The organism is Natronolimnobius sp. AArcel1, from assembly GCF_011043775.1.
In the GTDB taxonomy this organism is placed as follows: domain Archaea; phylum Halobacteriota; class Halobacteria; order Halobacteriales; family Natrialbaceae; genus Natronolimnobius.
The window spans coordinates 730382-748088 of the sequence record NZ_JAAKXY010000002.1; the positions used below are offsets into that span (position 1 = coordinate 730382).

Below are 17707 nucleotides of genomic sequence, written 5' to 3' on the forward strand. Positions count from 1 at the left end.
TGCCGTTACTGAGACGCATATGTGGCTCGAGTAGTATGCATACTAAACATGAGCGACGACGCGAGCGACGCGAGCGAGGAGTCGGACTGTTCCGAGCGCGGGCTCGGAACACGAAGCGTCCACGCCGGCCAATCGCCGGACCCGGAGACGGGCGCGATGGCCCCGCCGATCTACCAGACGACCTCCTACGTGTTCGACGACGCCGATACGGCTGCGGATCTCTACGCGCTCGAGGCTGAGGGCTACATCTATTCTCGAATCGCGAACCCGACGGTGACCACGCTCGAGGATCGCCTCGCCGCGCTCGAGGGCGGCGCGGGCGCGGTCGCAACGGCCAGTGGGATGGCTGCACTCGACTCCGCAACGCTCGTCCTCGCCGAGGCGGGCGACAACGTGGTCTGTTCGACGGACACCTACGGCGGGACGACCGCGTACTTCTCGAAAACGGCGAGCCGACGGGATATCGAGACGAAATTTGTGCCGACACTCGAGTACGACGCCTACGCCGAGGCTATCGACGAGGACACCGCGTTCGTCCACGTTGAGACGATTGGCAACCCCTCGCTCGTGACGCCGGATTTCGAGCGCGTCGCCGAGATCGCCCACGACAACGGCGTGCCGCTCGTCGTCGACAACACGTTCGCGACACCCGCGCTTTGTCGCCCGCTCGAGCACGGAGCCGACATTGTCTGGGAATCGACGACGAAGTGGCTCCACGGCTCTGGGACGACGGTCGGCGGCGTGCTCATCGACGGCGGCGACTTCGACTGGGGCGCACATGGATACGACGAAATCGCCGGCCCGAACCACGCCTACCACGATGTTGACTTCTCGCGAGACTTTGCCGACGCCCCCTTTGCTGCAACCGTTCGCTTTCGCTCGCTGCGCAGTCTTGGCAACCAGCAATCACCGTTCGACGCCTGGCAAACCCTGCAGGGCCTCGAGTCAATGCCGCTTCGCGTCGACAAACACTGCGAGAACGCCTCTATCGTCGCCGACTACCTCACGGACCACGAGGACGTTGCCTGGGTCACAAACCCCGGCCTCGAGTCCCATCCGACCCACGAGAACGCGACGCGCTATCTCGAGGACTACGGCGGAATGGTTACGTTTGGCCTGAAAGGGGGGTACGAGGCGGGCAAGACCTTCTGCGAGGAAGTCGAGGTCGCCCAGTTCCTCGCGAACATCGGCGACGCAAAGACGCTCGTCATCCACCCTGCGAGTACGACCCACGGACAGCTTACCCCTACAGAGCGCGAAGAAGCCGGTGTGACTGAGGATCTGATCCGGATGTCCGTCGGCATCGAAGACCCCACGGACATTCTGGCCGACCTCGAGCAAGCCATCGACGCGGCGACACGCGCGTGTCGGGAGGGCGAGACACGATGACGACCCAGGACACAGCCGACCTCGGCGAGTTTCAGTTTCTCTCCGGAGAGACCATTCCGAGCCTCGAGGTCGCCTACGAGACCTACGGCGACTTTACGGGCGATAATGCCGTCCTCATCTGTCACGCGTTGACTGGCAGTTCCCACGTGGCGCGCCGACCCGACGCAGGCGACGAAACAGCGGGTCAGGCCCGCGCATGGTGGGGCGACGTCGTCGGCCCTGGGAAAGCCATCGACACCACCGAGTATTACGTCGTCTGTGCGAACGTCCCCGGCTCTTGCTACGGAACCACGGGTCCCTCGAGCGAGAACCCCGAGACTGGCGAGCCTTACGGGACGGATTTCCCACCCGTCACCGTCGGCGATTGGACCCGCGCCCAGCGGAAACTGCTCGACGAACTCGGTGTCGGGCGTCTGCACGCACTCATCGGCGGCAGCGTCGGCGGGATGAACGTCTTAGACTGGTTGCGCCGCTATCCCGACGACATCGGGCGGGCGGGCGTCGTCGCCGCTGCTGGCCGACTCGACGCACAGGTGCTTGCACTCGATACGGTCGCCCGGCGAGCGATCACGAGCGATCCGAACTGGAACGGCGGCCACTACTACGGCGGCCCCGAACCCGAAGACGGCCTCGCTCGAGCCCGCCAGATCGGCCACATCATGTACCTCTCGAAGGCCTCGATGAGCCGCAAGTTCGGCCGTCGCTCGGCGGGCCGCGAAACAGTGCATGAGACCTCGCCGGACCCCGCAGCCGCCTTCTTCCCCTACAGGGAGGTCGAATCGTATCTCGACTATCAGGCCGACAAGTTCGTCGACCGCTTCGACGCCAACAGCTACCTCTACATGACCCGCGCGATGGACGACTTCGACCTCTCGGCGGGCTACGAGGGCGACGCCGACGCGCTTGCCGCCTTCGAGGGCGACCTCCTGCTCCTCTCGTTTACCGGCGACTGGCACTTTACCGTCGAGCAGTCCGAGGCGCTTGCCGAGGCTGCCCGCGAAGCCAACGTCGACGTTGCCCACCACATTGTCGACTCCGACCACGGCCACGACGCATTCCTCGTCGAACCCGAAAAGGTCGGCCCGCCGCTGTCAGCACTGCTCGAGGAGGGCCTCACGGGACGCCTCATCACGGACACTGACGACGAAGACGATACGGACTCGTTCGCGCCAGTCCACACGAGTCTCTTTTCGGATTAGGCACCTCAGCCGAATCCAAGCAGTGAGCGAAGCGTTCGCGTCCGCACGCCACATTCGTCCGCAAACTCGCAGTGTTCACATTTCGAGCGGTTGCTGGTGCGAGCCGGCGGGCCATCCATCCCGCGTACCGTTCGGAGCGCCCGCCGGTAGCGAGCTTTCCGCCGTGTCGTCAACGTAATCGAGCGAATCACGCCGTAGGCCGGATACTCGAGCCAGGCGCGTTCGATGGGCGTCTCGTGTTCCCAGCCGAGTGCCTTCGCGGCCGCGACGGCCTGTACTGACTGGGGCTCCCAGACGCCCTGTTCCGGCGGTTTCCCTGTCGAGACGAGCACCGGCTCGAGTGGGTCTGCAAGGACCTTGTGGACGATGCCACGGCAGTCGCGGCCGGTGAGCAGCGTGTTTCGCACTTCTGGATCACAGAGTCGTTCCCACTGTCCATCCGCTTGCAGCCGGTCGCGCGTCGTCTCGAGTCGGCGCTGATAGGCGGCTGGCTCGAGCGCGAACGGTTCCTCGGCAAGCGTCTCGAGGTCGGCCTCGAGGAGATCGGCATAGCGACTCGAGAGTGCACGGATGGACTCAACCGATGGCGGTGGCTCGCGGTCGTCCTGATCCTGTCGGCGCTGATAGTAGCACTTACGCGGACAGTAGGCGGCAGTTCGCAGGTCGCTGAACGCAACCAGTTGGCGAGACATGCCGTGGTTGGCCGCGCCTTCCGATAAGAAGTCTCGGCTCCCTCAACCTAGAAGTCGACGTCAGTCTCCATCCCTTCGGTCGCGTCCTCGAGGCCGTCCTCGCGAACGTCAGTCGTCATCTGCGCGGAGAGGTCGGCGTCCGCGAGGATGCTGTCGAACTCGTCGCGGTAGCGGTCGTTTGCGGTTCGGGATTCGTCCTCGGCGACGGCGACACGGCGGTAGCGCCGAATGTCGGCTTCGCTCACGTCGTACTCCGTCGCGAGCGTCGCGTTGTCTTCCTCGCGGTTGCGGATCGCCGCGAGGTCGACCTCGTCGGCGTCATCGTTACTAACGAGGTGTAACGACATGCGGGCCTCAAAGACCTCGTCGGGTTCGACACCGAGATCGGCTGCGATTTCCTCGTCGTATTCGTCTTCGTAGAACGACTCTGCGACAATGCTGAGCTCGTCAGTCGAAAGGTCCGTCTCGAATTCGTAGCGCTCTTGCATCTGCGTGATCACGTTCTCGAGGCGTTCCTTGACCGTCCGGTCATCGCGCTCGAGTGATCCGCGCGTGTCTTCCTGTGACTGGGTGACGGTTTCCTCGCCGTCGGTGACGTCGGTGAAGATATCCCGAAGCTCCTCGGTTTTTTCGTTCATGAGTGGACACTCCCGATGGGTGGCTATTTAAGCCTGTTGCCAGCTAACGTTGGGAGTTCTGGGAGTCTCCGTGAACGACAGTAAACGAGAACTTAGTTTTCTATTTTCGCAAGACTGCGTCGGGGTATGGTATGTCATCAGGGGGCAAGAATTAAGGTCACGCCTTCCGCGTGGTTGAACATGAACGTTGTAGCCCAGGCAGATGTGTCTCGAGAGACCTACTGGGGGATCAGTTCCACCGGCTTCGCGGTGTTCTATCTCCTGGCGGCGATTACGATTGCAGTCTTTCTCTATGGTGTTTACCGCCGATTCAGCCGGTATACCGAGGGCGACGATGATCCGTTCGCTCGAGTGAACGACCTGCCGGCGCGCGTCCTCAGCGCGGCCAAGATTGCACTCTCAAACGAGAAACAATTTAACCGCGATCTGTACGGCGGCCTGATGCACGCGTTTATCTTCTGGGGCTTTCTGACCCTGTTTATCGCGACCTCGATTCTCGCTATCGATGGCTACGTCTACGAACCCATCGTGCAGGGGAACTTCTGGGAGGGTGACTTCTATCTGGCCTACCAGTTCATGGTCGACGCGATGGGGCTGTTGTTCGTCGTCGGTATCGGGATGGCGATGTATCGGCGCTACTGGGTCCGTAACGAGCGCCTCTGGGGTCGCCACACCTCGAGCGAGGACGATATCTTCATCTGGACGCTCTTTGGGCTCGGCGTTGGCGGCTTCATCTTGCAGGGACTGCGCATCTACGCGACGGGCATGCCAGAACACGAGGTCGTCAGTTTCGTCGGCTACGGCCTCGGCCTGCTCTTTGGTGCGATTGGCCTCCCGCTTGCGGGTGAACCCGGCGTCAGCACCGCCTCGGGGCTGGTTACCGCCGAAAACCTCCACTGGCTCTCGTGGTGGTCTCACTCCCTGCTTGCCTTTTTCTTCATTGCGTGGATTCCCTACGCCAAGCCCTTCCACATGCTCTCGTCGTTCGCCAACGTCGTCACCCGCGACGAGAAGGCGGGCCAGCGACTCCCGAACGTCCCCGCCGATCTGGACGCGACCAACGCCGACTCTATTGACGATTTCACTTGGAAGGAACTGCTCGACCAGGACGCCTGTACCAAATGCGGACGCTGCTCCTCAGTGTGTCCCGCCAAAGCTTCCGACCGCCCGCTCGACCCGCGTAACGTCATCCTCGACTTGAAGAAGTACCGGGAATCACTCGAGGCCGGTGCCGACGAGCAGCCGATCATCGCCCATGGAGGCACCTCAGTCATCGACACGGAGACGATGGAGTCCTGCATGGCCTGTATGGCCTGTATGGACGCCTGCCCGGTCGAAATCGAGCACCTCCAGTCCTTTACGCGACTCAACCGCCAGCTGACCGATCAGGGTGACGTCGACTCGAGTATGCAGGACGTTTTCCAGAACGTGATGCAAAACGGCAACACGTTCGGCGACTCGGCGCGTAATCGTGGTGACTGGAGCGAGGACCTCGGGTTCGACCTCACTGACGCCCGCGAGGAAGAAGTCGAGTATCTCTGGTACGTCGGCGACTATCCAAGCTACGATGAGCGAAACAAGCGAGTCGCGCGCTCACTCGCCACGATCCTGCAGGAAGCCGACGTGAGCTTCGGCATTCTCTTCGAGGACGAGAAGTCCGACGGCAACGACATCCGCCGGGTCGGCGAGGAACTGCTCTACGTCGAACTGGCCGGCCACCACGTCGAGACGTGGGACGAGTGCGAGTTCGAGAAAATCGTCTGTACGGACCCACACTCCTACAATACGTTCACAAACGAGTACCCCGAGGTCAACTTCGACGAGCACGCCGACGACGAACTGATGCCCTTTGACTACGACGAGCAGTGGAACGCAGACGGCGAGGTCGACGTCCTCCACTGGACACAGGCCGTCGAAGAACTCGTCACCGACGGCGCACTCGATCTCCATGGGACGGAACTCGAGTACACCGTTACCTACCACGACCCGTGTCATCTGGGCCGGTACAACGACGAGTACGAAGCGCCGCGTGACCTCATCGAGGCAACTGGCTGTGACCTCCAGGAGATGCCACGCAACCGCGCCGATTCGTTCTGCTGCGGTGGCGGCGGTGGCGGTCTCTGGATGGACTTCGAGGAAGAGCCAAAGCCAAGCGAGGAACGACTCCGGGAAGCACTCGAGGACACTTCGGCCGGCTCCGCAGTCGAAAAGTTCGTCGTCGCCTGCCCGATGTGCATGACGATGTACGAAGACGGGCGTAAAACCGGTGACTTCGAAGACGAGATCGAAATCGTCGATATCGCAGAGCTGATCGTCGAAGCCATCGGACAGGAGGAGACGGCGGGTCTCGAGGTCGCTGCGAACTGATACGATCTGCCGTAACTGTTTCCTGAAGCAACCGCAGGGTACTGGCGCGATATCTGGCTTGAATTAGTCGCGAAACGAGTCGATCACGTCGCGTTTTTCCACGCTCAACACGATTTGTTCGAGTAGTTCCTGTTGGGTCACCGTTTGTCCCGTCTCGAGACGGATCTCCGCCTGCAGTTCTTCGAGTTGGGATTTCGTCGTGTCCGTGATGGTGACCGACGCACTCATAGGTGGTGTATTGTCTCCGAACCAGAAAATAATTCTGTTGCCATGCTGCTCTCGGTCTACTATCCGAACACGATTTGGTGATTGACGACTCAAACAACCATTTGAGTTCCCGGACAGGCTTTTACCCTCGAGTGAGAGGCCACTGACATGGACCGACTCGCCGGCCGCCTCGTGAAGCGCCTTCGCGATGGTGATCCTGACGAACCAGCCGTCGTCGGCCTCGAGGGCGAGGACGCAGACCAGTTCTTCGACGCGCTCGGCTCCGAAACCTCCCGAGCCGTGCTGCAGGCGTGCTACGAGGAGGGCCGGACCCGCTCTGAGTTGGCTGACGACCTCGAGACGAGCATCCAGAACGTCGGCTACCACGTCGACAAACTCGAGTCTGCGGGCTTGCTCGAGGCGGTCGAGACGCGCTACGGCGAGAACGGCCGGGAGGTAACGGTGTACGAGCCGTCGAAGCGCGCGGTCGTCGTGGCGGCGGGCGAACCCGGACTCGTCGAACGACTCGCCGACGCACTCGAGCGCCTGTTCGCGCCGGTGGTGATCGTGGGCCTACTCTCGATGGTCGCCGGCGTTCTCGCTCGCGGACCTGCGCCAATTGGGATGCTCGGTAGTGACGATGCTGGGGCCGCTGCGACGACAACGACGACCACGACCGTCTCGCCCGCACTCGTGGTCGCGACGACGACGTTTCTGGTCGGGCTGGCCGCTGTCCTCGCTGCGGATCGACTGGGTGTTCTCGAGCGGTCTCGCGAACCCGACGACCGACGCAGCGGCACTGGGCGAGTGTGGTGTGGCGCTCAGTACCGACTGACGCGACTGGGTGTTTTCTCGAGTCTCGCCCTCGCGCTCGGGACATTTCTCGCACTCGACCTCGTCGCGACTGGCACGGGACAGCGTCTCGCGATGGCGGGCTGGCTGGTGGTTCAACTGGCGATTCCGGCCGGCGTCCTCGGTGCGGTGATACTGGCCGCGGTGAACGATGGCCTTCTCGTCAGTTGGCTGGCTGCGAGTGCGCCGTTCGCTGGCATCGGTGGCTATCTGCTTGGGGGGTCGCTTGCACGCAGTGGCTTCGACCCCCTGCTGATTGGTATTAGCCTCGCCCTGATCGCACTCATTGGAACAGCGATCGGCTCGAGTGCCTATCTGCTCGGACGTGCTGTCGCCACGTGGCGAGGTCGGGGGCCGCCCATCTCGACGCGAGTGGCTCTCCTCGTGTTGTGCCACCCCTTCGCAATGGTGCTGATATTCGTCGGATGGCTCCGAATTGGGGGCTAAGTATGGGTGAGACGGATACCACGAACGATGGGTCGAACGACCGAACTCGAGTTATTCCAACTCGAATCAAAGCCATCGCGCTTGCGGTCGGTGTTGGCCACCTGCTGGCTCTCGTCGGCGTGACCGCTGTTCTCGAAGGCGACCCGTTTGGTCCGACACCGAACGAACTCCTCGCTGCAGATCAATACGGGATACTCATGTTCGTCGTGTCCGTCGCCGGCATGATTCTCCTTGGGGCGATTCCGGCCGTCCTCGCCTTGCGATGGCGACTTGTGACTCCGCTTGGGTTCGTCGCTATCGCATTTGGTTGGGCGACCTACCAGACGTGGCTCCGCTCGCTCGAGTCAGTCCCGGGCGCGGGTGCCGGCATCTCGCCGAGTCACCTGTCACTCTATGCGTTTTGGTCGCCACTCATTCTGGTGATCGCGCTTCTCTGTGGCGGCCTCGAGTACGTCGCCCGCAGACGGTTCGGCTGAAAAGAGCGTCGTGGTAGTGGATCGCGGGTAGTCTTAGTCTTCAATCTCAATCGCCGGTCGACCCGGCGCGGCGTTTTTCAGGACGCTGTCGTCGACCTCGTTAGCGGTGACGACTGCGACGTTGGCGTCGAACTCGCGCTCGAGCAGCCATGCCGCAGACTCCAAAGCGTCGTACTCTGCGTCAGGACCGAGCGTCACCTCGAGCGCCTCGCGTTCGGCCTGCAGGTCCTGGCCGTAGTTCGCGGCGGCGTCGCCTTGCTCGCGGATGTGGCTCTCTTGCATGAGTTCGCCGATCAGGTTCGGTGCGTCGCTCTCGATGGCGATCTCGAGGGCGTCGTACTTCCAGTCGGGGGCGATGACGACGTCGATTGCCTGCGGGTCCTCGATGCCGGCGACGTCGATGATGTCGCGAACGTCCTCGCGCGTGTTCGTGACGAGACGACGGCGCTTTGCGACGTGGTCGCGGTCGACGGTTGCGGCCGGCCACGGGGCGTCGACGACGAACTCGTCGTGGCCAAGCGTCTCGTACAGCTCTTCGGCGAGATGCGGTGCGACGGGGGCGAGCAGGCGAACGACTGCGGAGAGGCCACGCTCGTAGGTGTCGGCGTGTGGCTCAGTGTAGTCGGCGTACTGGCGCAGCGTGCGCACGAGATCTTGGGTCTCGCGCAGTGCGCGGTTAAATCGCAGGTCGTCGTACTCCGAGCCTGCGATGGCGATGGTGGCGTCGATCTCCGCGTCGACGTAGTTCGCGATGGCGTCTTTCTCGCCGGCTGGTTCGTCGGTAACGTACGCTTCGACCATCTCCTTGAGTCGACCCAGGAAGGCGTTCGTCGAGCGGACGCCCTCCTCGCTCCAGTCGAAATCGCGCTCTGGCTGGGCGGCCTGCATCATGAACAGGCGAGCAGTGTCCGCGCCGTACTCCTCGACGATCCGCTGGGGCGAGACCGTGTTTCCAACGGATTTGGACATCTTCTCGCCCTCGAGTTGGACCATCCCCTGTGCGAGCAGGTTCGTGAAGGGTTCGCGATGCTCGAGGCCTTCGTGGTCTGCGAGGACCTTGGTGAAGAATCGCGAGTACAGCAGGTGCATTACGGCGTGTTCGATGCCGCCGACGTACTGATCGACCGGCATCCAGTCGTTTGCCCGCTCGAGATCGAACGGCGCGTCCTCGAGGTCCGGCGAGACGTACCGCAGGAAGTACCACGAGGAGTCGACGAAGGTGTCCATCGTGTCCGTCTCGCGGGTGGCGTCGCCGCCACAGGCGGGACAGGTCGTCTGTTTCCACTCCTCGGCAGCGTCGAGCGGGTTGCCGGTCGTGTTGATGAACTCTGGCAGTTCGACTGGCAGGTCCTCGTCGGGGACCATCACGGCACCGCAGTCGTCGTGACAGTGGACGACCGGAATCGGCGTTCCCCAGTAGCGCTGGCGGGAGATCCCCCAGTCGCGCAGTTGATACTGAGTCGCCTCTTCGGCGCTGTCGATGTCCGCAGTCAGGCGCTCGCGGGCTTCGGCGCTTGCCGTGCCGTTGTACTCGCCGGAGTTGACGAGCACGCCGTCGTCAGTGTACGCCGCTTCACTGATGTCCGGAATTTCGGGCTCTTCGCCCTCATCGGGTTCGGGGGCGACGACCGGGACGATTTCCTCATCCATCTTCTGTGCGAAGGCGTGGTCGCGCTCGTCGTGGCCGGGAACGGCCATCAGCGCGCCGGTACCCACGTCCGAGAGGACGAAGTCTGCGACGTAGACGGGAATCTCCTCGCCCGTCGCGGGGTTGGTCGCCGTCAGGTCGGTCGCGACGCCGTTTGGCTCGTCGCCGTCCGGATCGGCCTCGTGATCGATGAAGTGGCGAACGTCGTCGTCTTCCTCGGCGACTTGCTCGCTGATTGGGTGATCCGGTGCGAGCGCGAAGAAGGTCGCGCCGTGAATCGTATCGAGACGCGTCGTAAACGCCGTCACCGCGCCGTGGCCCGAAATGTCGAAGTCGACTTCAGCGCCGTACTGGCGGCCGATCCAGTTGCGCTGCATCTGGCGCACCGAGTTCGGCCACCCTTCTAAGTCATCAATATCCTCGAGCAGTTCGTCCGCGTACTCGGTGATTTTGAGGAACCACTGCTCGAGTTCGCGCTGCTCGACGGGGGTATCACAGCGCCAACAGAGTTCGTCGTCGCCTTCGACCTGCTCGTCGGCGAGGACGGTTTCGCACTCGGGACACCAGTTGACTTCGGCGTCGCGGCGTTCGATGAGGTCTTCCTCGTGAAAGCGGGTAAAGAGCCACTGATTCCACTGGTAGTACTCCGGGTTGCAGGTTGCGATTTCGCGGTCCCAGTCGTAGCCAAAGCCCATCGCGTGCATCTGGTCGCGCATCGTATCGATGCAGTCGACCGTCCAGTCACGCGGGTTGGTATCGCGCTCTTTGGCTGCGTTTTCGGCGGGGAGGCCAAAGGCGTCCCAGCCCATCGGGTGGAGGACGCTATCGCCACACATCCGGCGGTAGCGGGCATAGGCGTCCGTAATCGTGTAGTTTCGGACGTGGCCCATGTGGAGTTTGCCCGACGGATAGGGGTACATTCCCAGCACGTACGTCGGTTCCTCGACGTCGTCGGACGTTCGATACACGTCTGCGTCGTCCCACGCCGCTTGCCAGCGCCGCTCGACTGCCGCGTGGTCGTATCCCGCGTCGCTCATTTGCTTATATACGAGTGGGCGGGTCGTCTCCCTATAGCTTTCCATCCGCTGGCTTCCGTTCTCATGATTGTGGTCGGGTTCGTAACGCCTCGAGAAATTCGTCGTCGACTTGATTTGCTGACCCAAAAATCGGGGCTTCGCTATTCGATGTCTATCTCTTTGGACTCGTCGCTACCGACGACTTTCGGCAGTCGCACCGTCAGGACGCCGTTTTCGTAGCCCGCAGAAATCTCGTCTTCTTCGACCGGCTCGGGCAGGCGAATGCGACGGTTCGCCGTCTTCCGACTTCGCTCACGACGGATGTAGTCGCCGTCGGTGAACTCGAGTTCGTCTTCCCGATTGGCCTCGAGACGCAGCGTGCCCTCCGAGAGCGTCAGTTCGATGTCATCGGTCTCGTAGCCGGGGAGGTCGGCCGTGACGACGAACTCGTCTGCGGTGTCAGCGACGTCGACTGCCACGGAGCCAGGAACCTGTAGGCCGCCGCTTGCGACGCCTTCTTCGACCTGTCGGCTGACGCGGTCGAGCATGTCCTCGATTTCGTCGAATGGGTTTCCTCGCATACTTTCTCCTACGGGACGAAGCGAGATAAATTCTGCCCGTGCCTCGAGGACAGAACGTCACTCAAGGTGGTTGTTATCTTTCGTGCACGTATCGATCCAGTGTTGTATAACTATTCGATCGGTTATGCGCTCTCGCTATCCGAACTATCTGATAGCCTATTTGGTTATAACGCGAACTTATTTTTGGAGAGAATATCGGCTGACTTTGATACCTACAAAATACTAATACTATAAAAATGAAATCAAATTATGAAGCTACAGACCGAATCCCTCGGAAAAGACTACGGGAACGGTTCCTGGGGAATTCGTGATGTAACGCTCGAGTTCGAGGATGGTATCCACGGACTTCTGGGACCGAACGGTGCCGGAAAATCGACATTGATGGGGATTCTCACAACCGTTTTGAAACCGACGACTGGCACTGCCTACTGGAACGGAACCGATATTGTGGAGTCACCAGATACAGTCCGTCACGTCCTCGGATATCTTCCGCAGGAGTTCGGTGTCTATCCCGATCTCACGCTCGAGGAATTTCTCGAGTACATTGCGGCACTGCGTGGACTCGATTCGGAGACTGCGAGCGCACGAATAGGGGAATTGCTCGAACTGACCAACCTGACAGCTGTTCGATCCCGAAAGTTGAGAACGTTTTCTGGAGGCATGCGTCAGCGGGCTGGTATCGCGCAGGCGTTACTCAACGATCCGGAGTTACTCATCGTTGACGAACCGACTGTTGGACTCGATCCAGCGGAACGCGTTCGACTTCGGAACGCCTTGGGCAATGCCGGTGCTGACCGGATGGTAATTCTTTCAACCCACATTGTGCCGGATATCGAGGCTACCGCGAAGACAGTCGCGGTTCTCGATTCTGGACGCGTTGTTACTCACTCTGAAACCGAAGCGATTGTAGATCAAATGACCGGATCTGTCTACGAATGTTGTGTCTCACGGTCTGAACTCCCGTCGCTCAGGGATCGGTACCAGATCTGTCATACAGTTCAACACGCTGACGGAGTGGACGTTCGAGTCATTGCGGAAACGCCTCCGACCGATAACGCCGAGCGTGTGACTCCTTCGCTCGAGGATGCATATCTCGACATGATTTCGGTGGACAATGGTCAGTAACAGACGGAAAATCTACGCCGTTGCCCGCGCGGATTTACTGCAACGAATCCGCTCGCGTCGATTGGTCGCTGTTTTGGCGGTGGTCGCATATCTCGGCTACATCGTCAATAGCGGACAGATCGAGTTGTCCTATCAAATCCAAGACGGTGATACGTACGTCAACTATTATGGTGAACCCACTGCAGACGTCATCGGAATCAAGGCGGGTCTCACCGGTTCAGTAATACTCCTGTTCGGGGGCTTTTTCCTCGTGAAAAACACCCTCGAACGTGACCGGTTGCACGATGTCGACCGGTTGATCGCAAGTATGCCGGTGTCCGATCGAACGTATCTCTTTGGCAAGTGGCTGAGTAATATTGCACTCACCGGTGTTGTCGTTGCGACACTCGGATTCGTGGCGATAACCTACCATCTGGTCAACGGCGTTGGGACGACGGATCCGATCGCGCTGCTGGTCCCGCTACTCCTGCTCGCGCTCCCGGTGGGTGCGTTCGTCGGTGCGGTAGCGTTGCTGTTCGAGACGGTCGACCGACTCGACGGGACGCTCGGAAACATTGGGTACTTCTTCCTGGCGATGATCGCGCTGGTCGGTATCACGCCTGCGAGTGAGGCGCTCCCGGAGGATATTCCACGTTGGCTCATGGCGCTCGATCTCGTTGGATTGCTTGCAGTCTACGAGGTGACTGTTAGCGCAGCACTGGACGAGATCCCGGGATACAATGGGGGCCTTCCAGCCTTGGGAACATTCGGTGGAGACGAAGCGTTCACTATGACGGTCGAGAGCTGGCCGATTTGGGCGGTCTTCCAGCGACTCGGTCTTCTCGCGGTTTCGGCCGGGATCGTCCTCGCCGCAACGATCGCATTTACTCGAGTGGATTCGGGCTCGAGTCCGTCGTCACCGGATCGATCCGGACTGACGGCGTGGATCCCTTCCACCGGCTCTGCGGGTAGTAACACAGGACAGGAATCCGAGAATCCCACTGACGGTGGGATGGCTGTATCGGATTCCGGTGGTGTCCATCCGGATGCAGGTGAGTCGTCAACGATCGACGTTTCGTCGTTGACGAGCGTGGAAACGCGCGATGCGAGTGGATTTGGACGACTCGTCGATGCAGAGCTTCGATTGGCGCTTCGGGGACGGCAACGGTGGTGGTACGCCGGTGCGCTTGGATTCGTTTTCGTTCCGCTTTTCAGCCTCGTCACCGCTGGTTCGGCAGACGTCCCGGTCGATACCTTCCGGCAACTAGCTCTTCCGCTCGCGTACGTGTGGCCGATATTCATCTGGTCCGCGATGGGCGTTCGTCCGAGCCAACACCAGATGACAGAACTCGTGTGGTCGTCTCAACGACCGGTCGGTCAACTGCTCTCGGAGTGGATTGCTGGCGTTCTCGTGGCCATCGGTATCGGGAGTGGGTTGCTTGTCGCGTTCCTCGCAGCGGGCGAGACAGCACTGGCTCTCGGATTCGCGAGTGCCATCCTGTTTGCCCCGTCGCTGGCCATTGCGGCAGGTATCTGGAGTCGAACGCCTCGAATGTTCGAACTTACCTACCTGCTCCTGTGGTATTTTGGCCCGCTCAACGGCGGCGTTCCGGTCGATTTCATCGGTGTGACGACAGCTAGCCTCGAGCAAGGCGTTCCAATCGCGTTCATTGGGGCAAGCGTCGTCTTGCTCGGTGTTGCACTCGCTCGCCGTAAATCCGAGATCCAATAGCTTCTCTGTACGGCCCAACGATTCGGCTCCTTCGACAGTGTCTCGGATTCCTTCTTGAGTGCGTTTGTACAATACTGGATTACGTGAGCCGACGGACTCGAGTCCGAGTTCGAACCCGCGTTACTCGTGGCCAGTACCCGACGAGTTTGGGTCCGGCCCGACCAGCAGTTCGGGGGCGACCCGACAGCCGCAGGGCTTGACGTAGGCGTTGCCGGGGCCGAGCACGACGGTCATCGTCGTCGGGTTGCCACAGGCGGAACAGGTGCCGAGGACTGACGACTCGTCGGCTGGCTCGTCGCCAGTGGTATCGGCGGTCATCGGCGCTGCCCGCTGGTTGAGTGACTAGCCTCGAGTCGTCGTGTCGGGTCCTCGAGTGGTGGTGCTGGTGCTCGAGGTGTGCGATTCGACTGGTGTGCGGGATGTTTATATCCCGGTAGAATGAACGGAATCATGCTTGCAAAACCTTGTGGGGTTTTGGAAGCCGTCTCGGGTGCTCTAACACCCGGGGCATTTCATTCATGCCCGGTTTGGCTTCCAGTTGGAATGTTGATGTGTGGTGACTTATATCTACTGTTATGTGAGGAGAATAGATGTGTGTCCGGCAGTGGGTAGACAGGGTGTTTCGACGTCAGAGAGTGTGTGGGAGGGCCGTACATACGGTTCAAACACCAAATGAGAACACGACTGCTCGACCCGTGTGCATACTGACGGTTGGCGCTCTCTCACGTTCAGCCCCGGTTTGCACGAACCAAACGGTTATTGGGCCCCGTCACGATAGTCAGAGTATGAGCCAAGGACGCGATGACGCGGGCCGGTTCGAGGAGTCCGTTACCGAACAAGATATCCTCAAAGTATTCGACTACGAGGATGATCCAGTCCTCACAGCGCCAGAAGTTGCTGACGGTCTTCGGCGATTTGGGAAGCAAATCACCCCTGAAGGGGTCCGAAACCGACTTGGTGAGATGGACGAGAAAGGTCTTGTAAGCCGCAAAAAGCTCGGTGCGAGAGCTGTGGGATGGTGGGCAGAGGTAGCCCCCGAACTTGATTCTACCACTGCCGACACGATTGACTCGAGAAAAGAGTCTGACGAGTGGGAGGAATTGTAGCGAGAGATGGCGACAGTGTTGTTGCATCCAGACGTAGAGAAGGAACTGGACTCTCTCCCAAACGATATCGAGGATCGAATTCGATCAAAATTGACTGAGGCTGGGGAGAATCCGGACCGTCACCTCAAACCGCTTAACGGACGAGATGAGTACTCGCTCCGCATCGGGAAACGACGAGCAATTATCGATTGGATCCACGAACAGGACGAACTTCGCGTCCTGGAACTCGATACTCGAGACACAGTATATCAGTAGAACAGCCAATCGCGACTCGAGGCGGCGGGTTCCGATCATCGTCGGAGTCGCTCGTCGAGACCGGTTGGCCTGACCAGTATCAGGATTGTGCCCACTCGAGGGCCGCCTCGAGGTCGGTAAAGTTCTCAACATCAGCGCCGTCGGACTCGATAGTCGATTTTACTGCCAACGCTGTGATTCCCGGGGCGACGAAGCCGGCTTTTTCGACGCCCGCGTAGGCGATGTTCGTGGACCAGGCGTCGCGCATGAACTCCTGGGTCTCTTTGGGCAGTTGCGTCGTTTCACCGAACACAGCAAGCGTCGCGTCGATATCGGCTCGTTTCCCACGTTCGCGATAGTGATCGCTTGCCGCCTCGAGGTCGCCATCGGCGAAGCCCTGCCAGCCGGTCATATCCCAGATGCCAACGCGACCGCGTTTTTCGAAGCCCCACTCGTACTCTGCCGGGTCTGCAAATGTGCTCGATTGCATACCTGCTGCTACCGAGCATCCAGTTATAAAGCGTCTTGCTAACTGTGTCGTGACGGGCGCTAATACGGGTTTAGAGGTGGTGATCTCGAGACAGCAACCCGGCTTACTTGACGACGTGTTCCGTATCGTACGATCCCAGCCGGCGCACCCAGCCATTCTCCGCGAGCGCTTCAATCTCCTCGAGTGCGTCCTGCGTTCGCGTCTCGTACAGGCCGGCCTCGATATCGATGTGGAAGACGTAATCGCCCAGTCGCTGGCCGCTCGGGCGCGACTCGACGCGGGCCATGTTGATATCGCGCTCGGCGAAGGGCTCGAGCATCTCGAGCAAGAGCCCGGGGTAGTCAACGTCGGGGTAGACGACGAGCGAGGTCTTGCCGCCGCCACTCGAGCGCGCGTCGGTCGGCGCGATGGCGAAGAAGCGGGTCGCGTTCGAGTCCTGATCCTGAATATCCTCCGCGAGCACCTCGAGATTCGTTCCGTTCTCGGAATTTGCGGGGTGGCCGATTCCTGCCACCGACGGATCGTCGCGGGCGAACTCGACGCCCTGGGCCGTGCTTGCGACGGCCTCGAGCGTCGCGTCCGGGAACTCTCGCTCGAGGTAGGATCGACACTGTGCGAGTGCCTGGGAGTGGCTGGCGATGGTGTCGAAGCCTTCACCCTGGGCGAGTAAGGCGTGGCGGATCGGCGTGACGATTTCGCGGACGACGGCGACGTCGTACTCTGCGAGCGCGTCCAGACTCTCCGTGACGGAGCCTTCGATACTGTTCTCGATAGGAATCACGCCGCGGTCGTACTCGCCGGTCGCGACGGCGTCGACGATTGCCGTCACCGACTGGCGGAAATCGATTTCGCCGTCATCAGCGACTGCCGTCGTCGCGCGATGCGAATAGGTCCCTTCAGGTCCGAGCGTCACTGCAGTCATTGGTGCCCTCTAACAGGGTTGGCGTCAAAAGAACGTCGGGATAGCACTCAGTTGCACAGCAATGGCTCTTGATATCGACTGACTGCCCGAAAAATCCCGTGCCCCAACGGTTTCCGTCACTCCTCGAGGTGGTCGATTCCTTGCTTCGAGACGTTCGCCTCCGTAATCTCGCCCGGCATCCAGTCTGGTTTGTCGTCAGGCGCAGTCTGCTCCCACGCCCACCCTTCGTAAATGTGGACTTTATCCGTGCCCTTCTCGCGGAGTTGCAGTTCAACACGCTCTGCATCCTCCTCGCTCGAGCCAGGCTCGAGGCGTCGGGCTGCTTTCAGTGCCGCCTGTCGGGGCGTGTTCCCTGAGAAGACACTTGTTTCCTCCCCGCTCGATTCCCGCAGTGCGAAGTTGCGCTTACCGTCTTCACGTACCATATATTTCGCCTCCGTGTCAATCCAGCACACGGCCCGACATAAAGATATCCCCGCAAATCGACCGACTGCGGCGGTATCTTTAAGTAATTCGCCTGCGGATCATACCCGCACTACCTGCAATTTGTGACACTCGTTACCTTCCTAGATAGTCTCTCGAATCAGTGAATTTGGGGGTCATCTGA

Annotated in this window: 18 protein-coding genes; 9 read left to right on the forward strand and 9 right to left on the reverse strand. The window is 60.7% G+C overall.

The window, feature by feature from the left end:
- The first annotated feature begins 48 nt into the window (after positions 1-48).
- Positions 49-1389: an O-acetylhomoserine aminocarboxypropyltransferase/cysteine synthase family protein gene (locus G6M89_RS07740; protein ID WP_165161211.1), complete on the forward strand. Its 1341-nt coding sequence runs from the start codon at positions 49-51 to the stop codon at positions 1387-1389.
- On the forward strand, positions 1386-2588 hold the full coding sequence (metX, locus tag G6M89_RS07745) for a homoserine O-acetyltransferase (RefSeq protein ID WP_165161212.1): 1203 nt from the start codon (positions 1386-1388) through the stop codon (positions 2586-2588). Before G6M89_RS07740 ends, metX begins: the two co-directional genes overlap by 4 nt.
- A gap of 5 nt (positions 2589-2593) precedes the next feature.
- Here metX and G6M89_RS07750 read toward each other — a convergent pair whose 3' ends face one another.
- Both G6M89_RS07750 and G6M89_RS07755 read right to left on the reverse strand, forming a co-directional pair.
- The gene (locus G6M89_RS07750) at positions 2594-3280 is read right to left on the reverse strand and encodes a hypothetical protein (RefSeq protein ID WP_165161213.1); all 687 of its coding nucleotides are present in this window, start codon (positions 3278-3280) and stop codon (positions 2594-2596) included.
- Positions 3281-3327: 47 nt separating this feature from the next.
- On the reverse strand, positions 3328-3918 hold the full coding sequence (locus G6M89_RS07755) for a conditioned medium-induced protein 4 (RefSeq protein WP_165161214.1): 591 nt from the start codon (positions 3916-3918) through the stop codon (positions 3328-3330).
- A 180-nt stretch (positions 3919-4098) separates the two neighbouring features.
- Between G6M89_RS07755 and G6M89_RS07760 the strand changes: the two genes are divergently transcribed.
- Entirely contained in the window at positions 4099-6285 is a 2187-nt protein-coding gene (locus tag G6M89_RS07760; protein WP_165161215.1) for a (Fe-S)-binding protein, read from the forward strand.
- Positions 6286-6348: 63 nt separating this feature from the next.
- On the opposite strand, the gene G6M89_RS07765 is transcribed toward G6M89_RS07760, so the two are convergent.
- Positions 6349-6513: a hypothetical protein gene (locus G6M89_RS07765; RefSeq protein ID WP_241175238.1), complete on the reverse strand. Its 165-nt coding sequence runs from the start codon at positions 6511-6513 to the stop codon at positions 6349-6351.
- Positions 6514-6660: 147 nt separating this feature from the next.
- On the opposite strand from G6M89_RS07765, the gene G6M89_RS07770 reads away from it, so the two are divergent.
- Positions 6661-7791: a helix-turn-helix domain-containing protein gene (locus G6M89_RS07770; RefSeq protein ID WP_165161216.1), complete on the forward strand. Its 1131-nt coding sequence runs from the start codon at positions 6661-6663 to the stop codon at positions 7789-7791.
- Between the two features lie 2 nt (positions 7792-7793).
- Entirely contained in the window at positions 7794-8267 is a 474-nt protein-coding gene (locus tag G6M89_RS07775; RefSeq protein ID WP_165161217.1) for a hypothetical protein, read from the forward strand.
- Positions 8268-8300: 33 nt separating this feature from the next.
- Here G6M89_RS07775 and leuS read toward each other — a convergent pair whose 3' ends face one another.
- Positions 8301-10952: a leucine--tRNA ligase gene (gene leuS / locus G6M89_RS07780; protein WP_165161218.1), complete on the reverse strand. Its 2652-nt coding sequence runs from the start codon at positions 10950-10952 to the stop codon at positions 8301-8303.
- Positions 10953-11092: 140 nt separating this feature from the next.
- Entirely contained in the window at positions 11093-11512 is a 420-nt protein-coding gene (locus tag G6M89_RS07785; protein WP_165161219.1) for an Hsp20/alpha crystallin family protein, read from the reverse strand.
- Between the two features lie 249 nt (positions 11513-11761).
- On the opposite strand from G6M89_RS07785, the gene G6M89_RS07790 reads away from it, so the two are divergent.
- Complete coding sequence (locus G6M89_RS07790) at positions 11762-12637, forward strand: ABC transporter ATP-binding protein (protein ID WP_165161220.1); 876 nt, start codon at positions 11762-11764, stop codon at positions 12635-12637.
- Positions 12627-14348, forward strand: a complete 1722-nt coding sequence (locus tag G6M89_RS07795) for an ABC-2 transporter permease (RefSeq protein ID WP_165161221.1) — start codon at positions 12627-12629, stop codon at positions 14346-14348. The genes G6M89_RS07790 and G6M89_RS07795 overlap by 11 nt, the downstream gene beginning before the upstream one ends.
- Before the next feature lie 120 nt (positions 14349-14468).
- On the opposite strand, the gene G6M89_RS07800 is transcribed toward G6M89_RS07795, so the two are convergent.
- Positions 14469-14666, reverse strand: a complete 198-nt coding sequence (locus tag G6M89_RS07800) for a hypothetical protein (RefSeq protein WP_165161222.1) — start codon at positions 14664-14666, stop codon at positions 14469-14471.
- A gap of 467 nt (positions 14667-15133) precedes the next feature.
- On the opposite strand from G6M89_RS07800, the gene G6M89_RS07805 reads away from it, so the two are divergent.
- Both G6M89_RS07805 and G6M89_RS07810 read left to right on the forward strand, forming a co-directional pair.
- Positions 15134-15454 carry a winged-helix domain-containing protein gene (locus G6M89_RS07805; RefSeq protein ID WP_165161223.1) on the forward strand — a complete coding sequence of 107 codons (321 nt, stop codon included), beginning with the start codon at positions 15134-15136 and terminating at the stop codon, positions 15452-15454.
- A 6-nt stretch (positions 15455-15460) separates the two neighbouring features.
- Positions 15461-15709, forward strand: coding sequence for a type II toxin-antitoxin system RelE/ParE family toxin (locus G6M89_RS07810; RefSeq protein WP_165161224.1), 249 nt, complete (start codon positions 15461-15463; stop codon positions 15707-15709).
- A gap of 79 nt (positions 15710-15788) precedes the next feature.
- Here the strand turns inward: G6M89_RS07810 and G6M89_RS07815 are convergent, their stop codons facing one another.
- The 3 genes from G6M89_RS07815 to G6M89_RS07825 form a co-directional block, all read right to left on the reverse strand.
- Positions 15789-16178: a hypothetical protein gene (locus G6M89_RS07815; RefSeq protein WP_165161225.1), complete on the reverse strand. Its 390-nt coding sequence runs from the start codon at positions 16176-16178 to the stop codon at positions 15789-15791.
- Between the two features lie 103 nt (positions 16179-16281).
- Positions 16282-17100 carry a prephenate dehydratase gene (gene pheA / locus G6M89_RS07820; protein WP_165161226.1) on the reverse strand — a complete coding sequence of 273 codons (819 nt, stop codon included), beginning with the start codon at positions 17098-17100 and terminating at the stop codon, positions 16282-16284.
- A gap of 116 nt (positions 17101-17216) precedes the next feature.
- Entirely contained in the window at positions 17217-17525 is a 309-nt protein-coding gene (locus tag G6M89_RS07825) for a non-histone chromosomal MC1 family protein (protein ID WP_165161227.1), read from the reverse strand.
- Between the last annotated feature and the right edge of the window lie 182 nt (positions 17526-17707).